Source organism: Anaerococcus rubeinfantis (assembly GCF_001487145.1).
Classification (GTDB): Bacteria; Bacillota; Clostridia; order Tissierellales; family Peptoniphilaceae; genus Anaerococcus; species Anaerococcus rubeinfantis.
Window position 1 is genome coordinate 209,651 of the sequence record NZ_LN913016.1, and the last position, 15,904, is coordinate 225,554.

Genomic DNA, 15,904 nt, shown 5'->3' on the forward strand with positions numbered 1-15,904 from the left:
GTTTTAATTTTCCTGCTATATTTTTTTCTTTAAAATATTTGCTGATGAAATAATGGTAAAGATCAAAATTCCAACATCCCCAACAATTGAAAGCCAAATTGGTCCATATCCAATAATACTTAAAATCATTAGAAGAATTTTTGTAATCATAATTATTGCTAGATTTTTTTTTGCTTTTATATCAATAATTTTTGAAATTTTCACCAAATCTTTTGTCTTTCCAAAGGCCTTATCAAAAATTATTACATCCAAATTTTTAAAATTAAAACTACAGTCTTTTTTTGCCAAACTAATTCCAACATTTGATACTTTAAAAGCATCTTTGTCTATCTCATCATCTCCAACAAAAACAATTTTATGACCATTTTTTTCTTCATTTAAAATAAGATTTAATTTATCTTCAGGAAAAAGGTCAAAGGCATAGGAAATTTCAAGGTCTTTTGCAAGATTTTTAACTTCCATTTCATCGTTTGAAGAAAGAATTGCTATATCAGAAAATTCATTTTTCAAATAGTCTATACTTTCTTTTACATCATCTTTTAGGAAATCTTCCAAAACAATTTTACAAACTAAATTATCATTCAAGCTCATATAAATTGCCTTATCAAAAGAATCATCATGGGCATTTACAAATTCTTTTCTACCAATTTTTATTTCCTCATTATCATAAGTTTTTGCCCAAATATCGAGGTCATTTACAATCTCACTTGCCAAAAAATATGAAGGATTGTCTCTCCTTTTAAGCTTATTTACAATAGATTTTCCAATTTGGCTTGATGATAATTTTTCCAAATTGTAAAGATAATCCAAAATCAAATTTTTATTATAATTTCCATAATAAATTATATCTTTAACTTCAAACTCCCCAACAGTCAAGGTTTTTGTCATATTTGTGTAAAAATATTGGCTGTCGATTATTTTTTCAAAAGTTTTTTTATTTTTGACAAGAATTTTATTTTTATTTGAAAGAATCAAGCCATATATATATGGTAGACTAGTGCCTAAAATTAGACTTGTAGGACTTGCTATAATCATAAAAGAAATTGATTTTTGCAAAAATTTCCCAATATTTGCTCCCAAAACTGCAGGAACTACTGCAAGAAAAATTGCTAGGGCAAAAACTATTGGTGTAAAAATCTTAGAAAAATTTCTTATTATTTTTTCACTTTCAGAATTTGTTTTTCTAGATTTTTTTATCAGATCTAAAATTTCAAAAGTCAAAGAATCCTCAAAATTTTTTTGAGCTTCATATCTTATTTGCCCAGTTTTTAAAACAGAAGCAGAAAAGACTTGGCTTTTTTCTTTTACTTCAATAGGACGATTTTCTCCGTTTAAAATCGAAGTATCCAAAAGCCCTTCACCCGAGATTACTTTTCCTTCAACTGGGATTTTTTCACCTTCCCTTGCAAGAAGAATGTCGCCCTTTTTTATATTTCTTGTGGAAATTTTTACTATTGATCCATCTTTTAAAAGCTTATTTACATTTTTTGGAACTATATCTGAAAGATTTATGAAATTTTCTTTTGCCTTTTCAAAAGCAAGTTTTTCAAAAAAATCACCTAAATCAAATAAGAGTATTATTAGATTTGCTTCAAGGAAAAATCCTATAAAAAAAGAAATAAAGCTTGATAAAGTAATAAGGAAATTTTTATCAGCAAATCTTTTTTCCCCAAAAGCCTCAATAGCTCCTATAAAAATTTCTGTTCCCATAACAAGATAAATTATTAAATAGGAAAGGACTACAAAAAAATTCTTCCCATTTTTCTTGTAAAAATAAGTTATTATAAGAAGTAAAATTGCATAAAAAATTAGACTTATTAAATCTCTTTTTCTTTCTTTTTTCATATTTCTAAAAATTTCCATATATATACCTTTCATAAATTTAAAATCATTTTATATTTTAAGCCTTTAAATTCCAATTAAAAAATTTTAATTGAAAACACCCATTAGCCATCTCGACAAAATAGCGAAGCGAGTGAGGGTAGAAATCTCTCCATATCTTTTTGTTGTATATTTTTCTCAAATGCATTTATTTATAATTTTCTTAAAAATTAAGAATATTTTAAAAATTAATTTAAATTTGCATCTATATTCACAAAAAATTATAGCAGAAAGGGGGATTTGTGGCAAGATTTAAAGCTTTTAATCCCGACTAAATAAGTTGAATTTAAATCCTATAAGTGTATATTGGAAAAGACTTAAATTAGATTTTTTAAAAGCGAATATTAATAAATTTAGATTTACATAAAGGAAGTGTTTAATGAAAGAAAATAAATTTATTTTAAAATCAGACTACACTCCAAAAGGAGACCAACCAGAGGCAATAAAAGAACTTGCCGAGGGAATAAAAGAAGGAAAGCACCACCAAATCCTCCAAGGAGTTACAGGTTCTGGAAAAACTTTTACCATGGCAAATATAATTCAAGATGTCCAAAGACCAACCCTCGTTCTTGCCCACAACAAAACACTAGCCTACCAATTATTTACAGAATTTAAAGAATTTTTCCCGGACAATGCCGTTGAATACTTCGTTTCATATTACGATTATTACCAACCAGAAGCCTATGTTGCGGCAACCGACACTTATATTGCAAAAGATTCTTCAATCAATGATGAAATTGATAAATTAAGACACTCAGCGACCATGAGTTTGTTTGAAAGACGAGATGTAATAATTGTGGCAAGTGTTTCTTGTATTTATGGCTTGGGAGATCCAGAAGAATACAGAAAATTGGTTTTATCATTAAGACCAGGCCAAGAAATTTCCCCAGAAGAAGTTATGAAGGAATTAATCGAAAGACAATTTGTAAGAAATGATTTTGATTTTTCTCGTGGAACTTTTAGAAAAAGGGGAGATGTTTTGGATATTTTCCCAGCAGGAAACGAAGAAAAAGCGATTAGGGTAGAATTTTTTGGAGATGAAATTGATAGGATTTCAGAATTTGATTCATTAACAGGAAAAGTTATAAGCCACATCTCCCACGGTTATATTTATCCTGCAAGTCACTACGCAACAAGTGCCGAAAAAGCTGCCGCAGCCATTACAACCATAAAAGAAGAATTAAAGGAAAGGCTGGCCGAGCTTGAAAATGAAAATAAATTGGTAGAAGCCCAAAGGCTTGAGCAAAGAACAAATTATGATATAGAAATGCTTGAAGAAATAGGATTTTGTTCTGGAATAGAAAATTATTCAAGACACTTATCCCAAAGAGAGCCAGGCTCAAGACCTTACACATTAATAGATTATTTCCCAGACGATTTTGTACTTTTTGTAGACGAATCTCACGTTTCAATTCCCCAAGTTGGAGGAATGTACGAAGGCGACAGGTCAAGAAAGCAAAATCTTGTAGATTTTGGTTTTAGACTTCCATCAGCCCTTGACAACAGGCCTTTAAAATTCAAGGAATTTGAAAAGTTAATAAATCAAACTATCTATGTTTCAGCAACTCCAGGCCCATATGAAATGGAGAAAACTGGTGGAAAAGTTGTTGAACAAATTATAAGACCAACTGGACTTTTGGACCCATTAATTGAAGTAAAACCAGTTGAAAATCAAATTGATGATTTGATAGGAAATATCCACAAAACTATTGAGAAAAAAGAAAGAGTTCTTGTTACAACACTCACAAAAAGAATGGCAGAAGATTTGACCGATTATTTATCAGAAAATGGAATCAAGGTAAAATATCTCCATTCAGACATAAAAACAATAGAGCGAAGTGAAATAATCAGAGATTTAAGACTTGGAAAATTCGATGTTTTGGTAGGAATAAACCTCCTTCGTGAGGGACTCGATTTACCAGAAGTTTCTTTGATTGCAATTTTGGATGCAGACAAGGAAGGATTTTTAAGAAGCGAAACTTCCCTTATCCAAACCATAGGAAGGGCAGCGAGAAATTCTCAAGGTCGTGTAATAATGTATGCAGATAAAATTACAAGGTCAATGAAAAAAGCCATTGACGAAACCGAAAGAAGAAGAAAAATTCAAACAGAATTTAACGAAAAACACGGCATAACCCCAACAACAATAAAGAAAAATATTTCAGAAATTATCCAAGTAACAAAATCAACAGAAAATATAGAAGAAATAAAAGAAGAATTCTCACACGAACAAGTTGAAAATATTATAATTAATTTAGAAAGCGAAATGTATAAGGCTGCAGAAGAACTAGATTTCGAAAGAGCAGCAGAAATTCGTGACCAAATAGCAAAAATGAAAAGAGAATTTTCGGGAGTATAAAATTCAAAGAAATTTTAAAAGTATTTTATTCCAAAATAAAAAAAAGTAGAAATAAAGTAATATTTTTATAATAGAAACAACAAGCTTTAACCCATCTCGACTAAGTGAGTGAAACGAACGCATGGAGAGATCTCTGGAGTTAAACTTATCTCTATAATATACTTTATTTTAAAAATTCCAAGCTAATATAAATTATTAGAATGATGAAAATGAAAAGACAATTTGCGGAGGTATAAATGAGTGAAAATAAAATAGTGATAAAGGGGGCGAGGACCAATAATTTAAAAAATATTGATCTGACCCTTCCTCGAGATAAAATGATTGTATTTACTGGACTTTCCGGATCGGGAAAGTCCACCTTGGCTTTTGACACAATTTATGCCGAAGGTCAAAGAAGATATGTAGAAAGTTTATCGTCCTATGCCAGACAATTTTTGGGAAATTTGGACAAGGCAGATGTCGATACAATCGAAGGACTTTCCCCATCAATTTCAATCGACCAAAAAACAACCAACAGAAACCCAAGATCAACAGTTGCAACCGTAACAGAAATTTACGATTATTATAGGCTTTTGTTTGCAAGAATTGGAGATGCCTATTGCCCAGTTTGTGGCAGAAAAATCGAGGCCCAATCCATTGACCAAATGGTTGATAGGATTTTAAAACTTGAAAATAAAACAAGAATCCAAATCCTTGCCCCAGTAGTAAGGGCCCAAAAAGGTCAACACAAAAAGAAACTCGAAAATATCCAAAAAATGGGTTATGTTAGGGTGATGATTGACGGAAAAAGATATGATCTTGAAGAAGAAATCGAACTTTCAAAGACCAAAAAGCACGACATTTCAATAATTGTAGACAGAATTGTAATAAAAGAAGGAATAAATTCAAGACTTTCTGATTCTTTGGAAACCGCCCTTGAACTTACAGATGGACTTGTAGAAATAAATGTTTTGGACGGGGAAGATTTTATCCTTTCATCAAAACTTGCCTGTCCAGAAGGTCACATTTCCCTTCCAGAAATTACACCTAATATGTTCTCCTTCAACGCTCCCCAAGGCATGTGCCCAGAATGTAATGGACTAGGATTTCATTTGCAAATTGATCCCGACCTTGTAATTCCCGACAAAAACCTATCTATAAACGAGGGAGCAATCGACCCATACGCCACAAGCGGAAAGGGAACCTATTATAACGAAATGATTAAGGCCATTGCCAAAAATCACAAATTTTCCCTTGATGAGCCGATAAAAAATGCTCCAAAAAAAATGATTGATGAAATTTTGTACGGAACAAAAAAGGAAGTTTCTTTTACTTTCGATAGTCATTTTTCGGGAAGAAAAAATTATACGGGCCATTTTGAAGGAGCAATCAAAAACTTATCCGACAGGTACGAAAGAACAAATTCCGACGCTCAAAAGAAAAGAATGAGAGGATTTATGAGTGAGGAAGAATGTAAAACTTGTCACGGTCAAAGATTAAAAGATGAAATTCTTGCCATAAAAGTTGACGGCAAATCAATTTCAGAAATTGCGAATATGTCAGTTGACAAAAGCATAGAATTTTTTGATAATTTAAAACTTTCTCCAATGAAAGAAAAAATTGCCGAATTAATAATAAAAGAAATAAAGGCAAGAATCAAATTTTTGCAAGATGTAGGTCTAGGTTATCTTTCCCTTTCAAGAGCAGCCTCAACCCTTTCAGGAGGAGAAAGCCAAAGAATAAGACTTGCAACCCAAATCGGCTCAGGACTTGTTGGAGTTTGCTATGTTTTGGACGAGCCATCAATCGGCCTTCACCAAAGAGATAATGACAAATTAATAAAATCATTAAGAAATTTAACCGATATAGGAAATACCTTAATAATAGTAGAGCACGACGAAGATACCATGAAAGCTGCAGATTTTCTTGTAGATATTGGACCAAAAGCAGGAGTCCATGGAGGAGAAATTGTAGCAAAGGGATCACTTTCTGATATAAAAAAATGTGAAAAATCAATTACAGGCGCCTATCTTTCAGGAAAAGAAAAAATCCCAGTTCCAAAAGAAAGAAGAAAATGGGACAAATATATAGAAGTAAAAAACGCCAGACAAAATAATTTGAAGGGAATAGATGTAAAATTTCCACTATCAACCTTTACAGCAGTAACAGGAGTATCGGGATCAGGAAAATCTTCTTTGGTAAATGAAATTTTGTACAAGTCTGTAACCAAAAAATTAAATAAATCTAAAACCCACCCAGGAAAACACGACTCAATCGAAGGTGTAGAACAAATTGATAAAATAATTTCCATCGACCAATCCCCGATAGGAAGAACACCAAGGTCAAATCCAGCAACCTACACAAAATTATTTGACAATATCAGAGACGTTTTCGCCATGACAACCGAAGCCAAAATGAAAGGCTTTGACAAGGGAAGATTTTCCTTCAATGTTAAAGGAGGAAGGTGCGAGGCTTGTAAGGGTGACGGAACAATAAAAGTTGACATGATGTTCTTGCCAGATGTCTATGTTCCATGTGAAGTTTGCCACGGACAAAGATATAACAGAGAAACCCTAGAAGTAAAATACAAGGGAAAAAATATTTCAGAAGTTTTGGACATGACAGTGGAAGAAGCACTAAAATTTTTCGAAAACCACCCATCAATAGTAAGAAAATTACAAACACTCTATGACGTTGGACTTGGCTATATAAAAATTGGCCAACCATCAACAGAACTTTCCGGAGGAGAAGCCCAAAGAGTAAAACTTGCAAGCGAGCTTGCAAAAAGATCCACAGGCCAAACCCTATACATTTTGGACGAACCAACAACAGGCCTTCACATGGCAGACGTCCACAAACTAATAGAAGTTTTAAACAGACTAGTAGATCAAAACAACACGGTTGTAGTAATTGAACACAATCTCGACGTAATAAAAGTCGCCGACCACATAATAGACCTAGGACCAGAAGGAGGCGACGGAGGAGGAGAACTCCTAGTAGCAGGAAGTCCAGAAGAAATAGCAAAATGCAAAAAATCCTACACAGGACAATTTCTTAAAAAAATGCTTTAAATTTTATTTATCAAATAAGAAATATTTAACACGGGAAGAAAAATAGAAATTTCTAGAAAAATTAAATATTTAAATTTAAAATCATCTAAAAAATAACAAGTAGATAAATCGATTGATTTTATTAATGTAAAAAGACAAGCTAAAATGTGCTTGTCTTTTTTTGTGGTAGATAAAAAGAAAAATTAGAACATAAAATTTCTACAAAGTTCATTGTGTTTTTAGGATAATTTTTTATTTATTTAAATAATTATAATTAATTATTAAATAAATTTGAAGATTTTGAAAAATATAAATAAAGTTTTTAATTTTTAAATTATGTAATTATTTTGTATTTTAATTATTAAAATAAATGATTTAAGTTAGTTATAAAACAAATTTGTTAATATTTATCAATATAAGGATGAAAAGTTTTAGATATATTCATTATTTTTTAAGTTTTCAAACATATATATAAAATTATTGTAATTATCTAGATAATTAATATTGAAAAAAATGATATAAATGATAGAATATAAATACAAATTGATAATTTTTATCTAAAGTTTATCAATCTTTGTAAAAACTTGATTTTAAAAAGGAATGTAATAGATAATCAGATATATTTTTAATAAAATATATCAAGGAGGAAAATTCAATGGACAAAAATAATATTGCAAAGAGAATCATTGAACAAAAAAAGTTAAATGGTTCTAAGAGAAAACCAAAATATGCAACAAGAAAACTATCAATAGGATTAGTATCTTGTATGCTTGGTTATGCACTTTTAGTATCACCATCTTCAGCAGAGGCTGCAGAACTTGATAATAATCAAACAGAAGTTGTTGAAGAAGTGGAAACTAAAGAAGAAGCTACAAATGAAGAAAATGTAGTAGAAGAAAAAGAAACACCTGTTGAAGAAACATTAAGTGATGAACAAGCAATAGAAGAAAAAGCAAGTGAAGAAACAGCTCCACAAGAAACAAATAAAGAAGTAAAAGAAGAAGTCACTTCAAAAGAAGCAAGTGAAGAAGATAAAGAAGAAAATGCTCCTAAGCTTGAAATGAATGAAGAAGTAAAACCAGAAGCTGTAGCAGCACCTGCTGATGAAAACAGAGAACCAAAAGACATATCTAACGATGTTCAAAGCAAATATGTTGCCTTAACAGAAGAAGGACACGAAACAAAAGGAACTATAAATCCAGATAATGGTGAAGCAGTAGGTTGGGAAGTATCCTTTACATCTCCAAGGGGAACAATTGCAGGAGATTACTTTACAATCGACCTTTCAGATAATCTTTCTTTAAAGGGAATCGAACCAGATCACGAAAATGAATATCCAATAGAAAATGATGGAAAAGTTGTTGCTGATGGTGTAAGAGTTGATAGAAGCACTATCAAATATACTTTTAACGAAAACATCAATGATGAAAGAAATGTAGTTGTATCTGTAAAGGGTTTTGCTTATATTGACAAGACAAAAGTTCCTAATAATTCACCTGAAGAAAAAATATCTATTAAAGTAGGTGATACAGTAGATGAACATAATATTAATGTTCAATATGGAAAACCATATTACACTGGCGAGAACCTTAATGGTATGAGCCAATTTACTGAATTCAATCCTGAAACTGGTGAATATACACAAGTATTTTATATAAATCCTGATTCAAAAATTATTGGTACATCTACTAGTGATGATTGGAGTGCAAATAAGGTAGCTGTCTTTATCGATGGTGTTGATCCAGAAACTGGAAGTCAATCAGATGTAAAATATACCGAAGATAACACTAAAATAACTATCCACAAGTTGAAGTCAGGTGAAAAATTGCCAGATGCAATTATTGAAAATCCTGCAGTAAATTATGATGATCCAATATACAGATATAAATTTAGAGATAATGGTATAGAGCTGGTTTTTGCAGATCATAATGATGATAAATTACCAAGTGATTTTATTGAAGATCCATATGTAGTTATAGTTAAATCTACAGCAGCGCCTAGTCAAACTGGAAATAATATAATTTCAAAGGGTATTCTTTATGGTGGTGCTCGACAACATACTATGTATAATGATATCGTGACAACAGTGGGAGATACTGAAGCACAAGGCGATAAAATCGGTTATTTCAAAGAACATCACGTTTACTACACAAAAGTAGATGGAGTTCTTCAAGAAGATAAGACATTCACTCTTCATTCAAACAAAACTGAAGGTTACGACTACGACAATTACTTTACAAGCAAAAATGAAATAGATGACTTCAAATTTGTAAAAGTTGATGCAGATAATTTAGTAGAAAACCCAGTATACAATGAAGATGGTACTATTGCTCGTGGAAAGTACGAACCAGGAAAGACTAAAGAAGTAACTTATATCTATGAAAGAGATATCAAACATGGATCTTTCCAAGAACATCACATTTATCAAACACTTGATGAAAATGGCAATGTAATTGCTGAAGAAACTGTAACAAAAGATGTTACAGAAACAACAGGTATTGATGAAGATGAATACTCAACATCTAAAAAAGATAAAGATGGAAATGTTGTAACAGACGAAAAAGATAAAGATGGCTATAAACTTGTTGAAGTAAAAGCTACAAATGAAGATTCTGCTAAATTAGGAGTAAAATTTGATAATCAAGGTGCAGCTACTTCTGGTAACTATGTAAACGGAGAAAAGCTTGAAGTAACATATATCTATCAAAAACAAAAACCAGTAGCTAAAAAAGGTTCCTTCAAAGAAACTCATGTATATATAACTAAAGACTTTGAAGGAAATGTTCTTGAAGATAAGACAATAACAGAAGCTGGTAAATCATCAGAAGGTACAAAAGATGAAAAATATGAATCTTCAAAAGTTGATAAAGACGGATACGAATTCACAAAAGTAACAGCAGATAAAGGTTCAGACGAAGTAACAATCAGTAAAGATGGAAAATCAGTTGAAGCTGGAAACTACGTTGAAGAAAAAGAACTAGCTGTAACATATGAATATGTAAAACAACCAGGAAGATTTGTAGAACACCACATCTACCAAACAGTAGATAAAAATGGAAAAGTTATATCAACAGATGATACCGTTGATGTGACAGAAAAAGATGGTAAAAAAATCGAAGGTTTCAGCAATGAAAATGTAAGCACAGACAAAAAAGATAAAGAAGGCTACACATTCAAAGAAGCTACAGAAATTAAGCTACAAAACGATGATTCTGAAAAGACTTACACAAACTATGTTCCAGGAAAAGTACTAGAAAAAACTTATATCTACACTAAAACACAAGAAGAACCAGTAGCTAAAAAAGGTTCCTTCAAAGAAACTCACGTGTATAAAACACTAGATTTTGATGGAAATGTTCTTGAAGATAAGACAATTACAGAAACTGGTAAATCATCAAAAGGTACAAAAGATGAATCATACGAATCTTCAAAAGTTGACAAAGCAGGATACGAATTTACAAAAGTAACAGCAGATGAAGGTTCAGAAAATGACGTAACAATCAGCGAAGATGGCAAACAAGTTGAAGCTGGAAACTACGTTGAAGATAAAGAACTAGCTGTAACCTATGAATATGTAAAACAACCAGGAAGATTTGTAGAACACCACATCTACCAAACAGTAGATAAAAATGGAAAAGTTATATCAACAGATGAAACAGTTGATGTGACAAAAAAAGATGGTAAACCAATCGAAGGCTATAGCAATGAAAAGATTAAAACTTCTCAACAACCTAAAGAAGGCTACGAATATGATTCTGAAACAGAGTTAACATCAGAAAACTATGTTCCAGGAAAAGTACTAGAAAAAACTTATATCTACACTAAGACAAAAGAAGAACCAGTAGCTAAAAAAGGTTCCTTCAAAGAAACTCACGTGTATAAAACATTAGATTTTGATGGAAATGTTATTGAAGATAAGATAATAACAGAAGCAGGAAAATCATCAAAAGGTACAAAAGATGAATCATACGAATCTTCAAAAGTTGACAAAGCAGGATACGAATTTACAAAAGTAACAGCAGATGAAGGTTCAGAAAATGACGTAACAATCAGCGAAGATGGCAAACAAGTTGAAGCTGGAAACTACGTTGAAGACAAAGAACTAGCTGTAACCTATGAATATGTCAAACAACCAGGAAGATTTGTAGAACACCACATCTACCAAACAGTAGATAAAAATGGAAAAGTTATATCAACAGATGATACCGTTGATGTGACAGAAAAAGATGGTAAACCAATTGAAGGCTATAGCAATGAAACAATTAGCACTGCACCAAAACAAAAAGATGGTTACACTTATCAAGAAAAGGAAACAAAGACAACATTAGATTCAGAAGAAGTAAGTTCAGATCTTGCAAACTATGTTCCAGGAAAGACAATTGGAAAAACTTATATCTATACAAAAACAAAAGAAGAACCAGTAGTTCAAACAGGAACATTTACAGAAGAACACATCTACAAAACATTAGACTTTGAAGGAAAAGTTGTAGAAACATCTGACCCAGAACAAGGTGAACACAAAGAAGGAAACAAAGATGTTCAATATACAACAAAAGCAAAAGAAAAAGAAGGCTTTAAGCTTGTATCAGTAGAAGCAAATGATACAGATGCTGTAATTGATTCAGAAAATGGAACAGCAGAAACTGGAAATATCGTAGAAGGTAAAGATTTAAAAGTAACTTACACTTATGAAAAACAACCAGGAAGATTTGTAGAGCACCACATTTATCAAACAGTAGATAAAGATGGAAAAGTTGTATCAACAGATGATACCGTTGATGTGACAGAAAAAGATGGTAAAAAAATCGAAGGTTTCAGCAATGAAAATGTAAGCACAGATAAAAAAGATAAAGATGGCTACACATTCAAAGAAGCTACAGAAATTAAGCTACAAAACGATGATTCTGAAAAGACTTACACAAACTATGTTCCAGGAAAAGTGCTAGAAAAAACTTATATCTATACTAAGACACAAACAGAGTGGACACCACTTGAAGAAACAGGTAAGTTCCAAGAACATCATATCTACATCACAAAAGATAAAGACGGAAAAGAAGTTAGCCGTGAAGTAGTAGATGGAAAAGTTACTGGTGGAAACAAAGATATGACTTATACAACTGGAAAAGTTGACAAAGATAAGTTTAAACTTGTAAGAATTGAAAATCTTGTTGGAAATCCAACTTATGATAAAGATGGAAATGAAACTAGTGGAAATTATAAACCAGGTGTTAAACAAGAAATAACTTATGTTTATGAAAAAACAGTAACTCCATGGACAGAGTTAGAAAAACCAAGAAAACAAGAAAAACCTTCTGACAGTAAGAAAACTGGAGAAAAGGTAAATAATGAAAAAACAAAAGTAGATGAAAATAATGATGATTTATACAAGGTAAAATATGTGGAACCATCATCAGATAATGTTCAAACAGGTGTAGGTTCAGTATCTGGAATAGTTGCTACTTTATCCGCTTCACTTGGTGGATTGTTTGTAAGCAAAAAAAGAAAAAATAAATAGTTATTAATTACTATTAAATGCCTTTCATATTTATAGAAGTTAATAAAAATTTCATACAACAATGGACAAGCCCTTTCGAGGGCTTGTTTTTGTGTATAGAAATTTGAAAGGAATTAATCTATTGGGATTTATAGAATAAAGTAAGCAGAGAAAATAAAGAGATCTCTCGACAGGCTCGAGATGGGTGAGTGCTGTATTTATTTTTGAGCTAAAGTTCAAATAAAAATAATTATCTGAGAAATTTTTAAAAATTCTTTTTATCGACAAATACAAACAGAGAAATCCCCATCCCGACCGAAGTGGAGGGATCTCATGGGTTTGGTAAATTTATGGATGAAGTTAATTAGAAGATCTCTCGACAGGCTCGAGATGGGTTATAGTTTTCTATATATTTAAGCTAAAGGATAAATCAATACCATTATCTGAGAAATTTTTAAAATTATTATTATATATGAACTCAAACAAAGAAGTCCAATCTCGACTGAAATTGAGGGATCTCGTGGGTTTGGTGAATTTATGGATGAAGTTAATTAGGAGATCTCTCGGCTATGCTCGAGATGGGTGAGTGCTGTATTATTTTTGAGCTAAAGTTTAAATTATTATTAAAAAATTAGTTTAATTGATTAGAATAAAATTTTAATATTCAGGCAAATAGAAAGTTCAAACCCATCTCGACCGACTGAAAGGAGTGGAGAGATCTCATGGGCTTTGTAAATTTATGTATAAAGCTAATCAAAGAGATCTCTCGACTACTAAAACCAGTTTTCTTCGAAAACTTTTCCGTGCTCTCGCACTAATTTTTAGTGATAATTATGCCAAATCAAGTCATAATTATCTGTTCGAGATGGGTAATGGTTGTCTATATATTTGAGCTAAAGGATAAATTAAAATAATTATCTGAGAAATTTTAAAAACTATTATTATATATAAGCTCAAACAAAGAAATTCCCATCCCGCCCGAAGTGGAGGGATCTCATGGTTTAGGTTTATTTATGAATTAAGTTAATTTAAGAGATCTCTCGAAAGGCTCGAGTTGGGTTATTATTGATTTTATATTTTTTGGCTAAAGTTTGGCTTATTATAATTTTATAAATATTATTTTATTTTTGCTTTTTATTTTTAAATTTGCAAATCATATGGGGTATATTTTTATTAGGAGGAATTTATGGATAAAGTTTTAGTTTTTTTGGCGGATGGTTTTGAGGAGATTGAGGCTCTTACTGTTGTTGATTATCTTAGACGTGTTGATATTATTGTTGACACTGTTTCTATAAAAAACGATCTTTTTGTAAATGGTTCTCATCAAATTCTTGTTAAGGCTGATAAGCTTATTGATCAAATTAATTTGGATGATTATGGTGTTCTTTATATTCCTGGTGGAACTAAGGGAGCTGAAAATCTTAGGAATGATGATAGGGTTATTGAAATTTTAAAAAATTTTGATGAGGATAAGAAAATTATTGCTGCTATTTGTGCAGGGCCTATTGTTCTTGATAAGGCGAATCTTCTTTCCCAAAAGGCGTGCGTATCTCATCCTAGTGTTAAAAATGACCTTATTAATATTGGCGAATATAAAGATGATGAGCTTGTTGTTTGTGATGAAAATATTTTGACTTCAAGGGGAGCTGGTGCTAGTATTTATTTGGCTTTAAAATTGATTGAGAAGATTAAGGGAATTGATTTTAAAGAGAAATTGAAAGCTGGTATTCAACAAGATTTTGTTGAGAAATATTTTGATTTTAATTTTTAAATTTTTGGAATAAATTAATAAGTTTTTCTTATTGATTTATTCTTTTTTTGTAGTTTTCTTTTGTTTCAAAAAAGGTCTATCTATGTTAAAATATAAGAATACTGATAGTATTTTATTTTGATAAAAGCTTTTTTGAGCTTTTAAATTTTAATTGGAGGTATTATGAAAAAAATTGGTAAGGTTTTATTGGCCTTTTTGTTAGTTATTGGTATTGGCTTTACGGGTTTTACTCTTGGTAAAAATTCGTCTAAGGACAGTCCTCTAATTTCTAAAGAAAATCAAAAGCACATGGCTCAAATGGAAGCTATGAAGGAATTAATTGATGAAAATTTCCTTTTTGATTATGATGATAAACAATTGTATGACGGATCTTTGAAGGGAATGTTTGAAAATTTGGGAGATCCTTATACTGCTTATTATACTAAAGATGAATTTGACAAACTTATGGAAGATGTTAATGGGAAATATGCTGGTATTGGTGTAGCTGTTCAAGCTAGTGAAGAAGGCTATATCAAGGCTATTTCTGTTTTTGATGAATCTCCTGCAAAAAAAGCTGGTATTAAGGTTGGGGATTTTATAACCAAGGTTGACGATGTATCTTATTCTTCTGAGCAATTGGAAGAGGCTGTATCAAAAATTAGGGGTAATGTTGGCGAGAAGGTCAAGATTACTGTTCTTAGAAAAAATGATGAGGGCAAGGCTGAAGAAAAAGATATTGAAGTTGAAAGAGCAGATGTCAAGGTTGATACTGTTGAAAGTAAAATTGTTGAAAAAGATGATAAAAAAATTGCTTATATAAAGATTAAACAATTTGAAGATGTTACTAAGGAAGAATTTGCCAAGGAATTAAAAGCTATCAAAGACAAAGGTATTGATGGTATTGTTATGGATCTTAGAAACAATCCTGGTGGTAATCTTGATGTTTGTCTTGCTATTGCCGATACATTTTTGGATGAGGGTGTAATTGTTTCAACTGTTGACAAAAAAGGTGAAAAAATAGTTGAAAAAAGTGATAAGGAAATGGACAAAACTCCTATGACTGTCCTTATTAATGAAAATTCTGCCTCAGCTTCTGAAATTTTGGCTGGAGCTTTTAAGGATAGGAGTAGGGCAAAAATTGTTGGAAAAACTTCTTTTGGTAAGGGGATTGTTCAAAAACTTTTCCCACTTGATGATGGATCTGGGGTAAAAATTACTATTAGCGAATATTTTACACCAAATAAAACAAAAATTCATAAAATTGGTGTAAAACCAGATATAGAAGTTGAAAATAAAAATGAAGACAAGGCTTTGGACATTGAAAAACTTGATGAAGATGACCAATTCAATAAGGCACTTGAAACATTGTTAGAAGAAATTAAGGGGTGATA

Annotated in this window: 6 protein-coding genes; 5 read left to right on the forward strand and 1 reads right to left on the reverse strand. The window is 31.3% G+C overall.

Annotation, left to right across the window (positions count from 1 at the left end):
• Nucleotides 1-15: 15 nt before the first annotated feature.
• Nucleotides 16-1,863: an HAD-IC family P-type ATPase gene (locus BN3265_RS01900; RefSeq protein WP_058989886.1), complete on the reverse strand. Its 1,848-nt coding sequence runs from the start codon at nucleotides 1,861-1,863 to the stop codon at nucleotides 16-18.
• A gap of 397 nt (nucleotides 1,864-2,260) precedes the next feature.
• On the opposite strand from BN3265_RS01900, the gene uvrB reads away from it, so the two are divergent.
• The 5 genes from uvrB (at nucleotide 2,261) to BN3265_RS01925 (ending at nucleotide 15,902) form a co-directional block, all read left to right on the forward strand.
• Nucleotides 2,261-4,240: an excinuclease ABC subunit UvrB gene (gene uvrB / locus BN3265_RS01905; RefSeq protein WP_058989887.1), complete on the forward strand. Its 1,980-nt coding sequence runs from the start codon at nucleotides 2,261-2,263 to the stop codon at nucleotides 4,238-4,240.
• 236 nt (nucleotides 4,241-4,476) lie between these two features.
• Complete coding sequence (uvrA, locus tag BN3265_RS01910) at nucleotides 4,477-7,290, forward strand: excinuclease ABC subunit UvrA (protein WP_058989888.1); 2,814 nt, start codon at nucleotides 4,477-4,479, stop codon at nucleotides 7,288-7,290.
• Nucleotides 7,291-7,924: 634 nt separating this feature from the next.
• Complete coding sequence (locus BN3265_RS01915; protein ID WP_058989889.1) at nucleotides 7,925-12,784, forward strand: Ig-like domain-containing protein; 4,860 nt, start codon at nucleotides 7,925-7,927, stop codon at nucleotides 12,782-12,784.
• A 1,165-nt stretch (nucleotides 12,785-13,949) separates the two neighbouring features.
• Nucleotides 13,950-14,534, forward strand: coding sequence for a DJ-1 family glyoxalase III (locus BN3265_RS01920; RefSeq protein ID WP_058989890.1), 585 nt, complete (start codon nucleotides 13,950-13,952; stop codon nucleotides 14,532-14,534).
• Nucleotides 14,535-14,696: 162 nt separating this feature from the next.
• Nucleotides 14,697-15,902 (forward strand): S41 family peptidase, encoded by a 1,206-nt coding sequence (locus BN3265_RS01925; protein WP_058989891.1) that lies wholly within the window; start codon nucleotides 14,697-14,699, stop codon nucleotides 15,900-15,902.
• The last annotated feature ends 2 nt before the right edge of the window (nucleotides 15,903-15,904 follow it).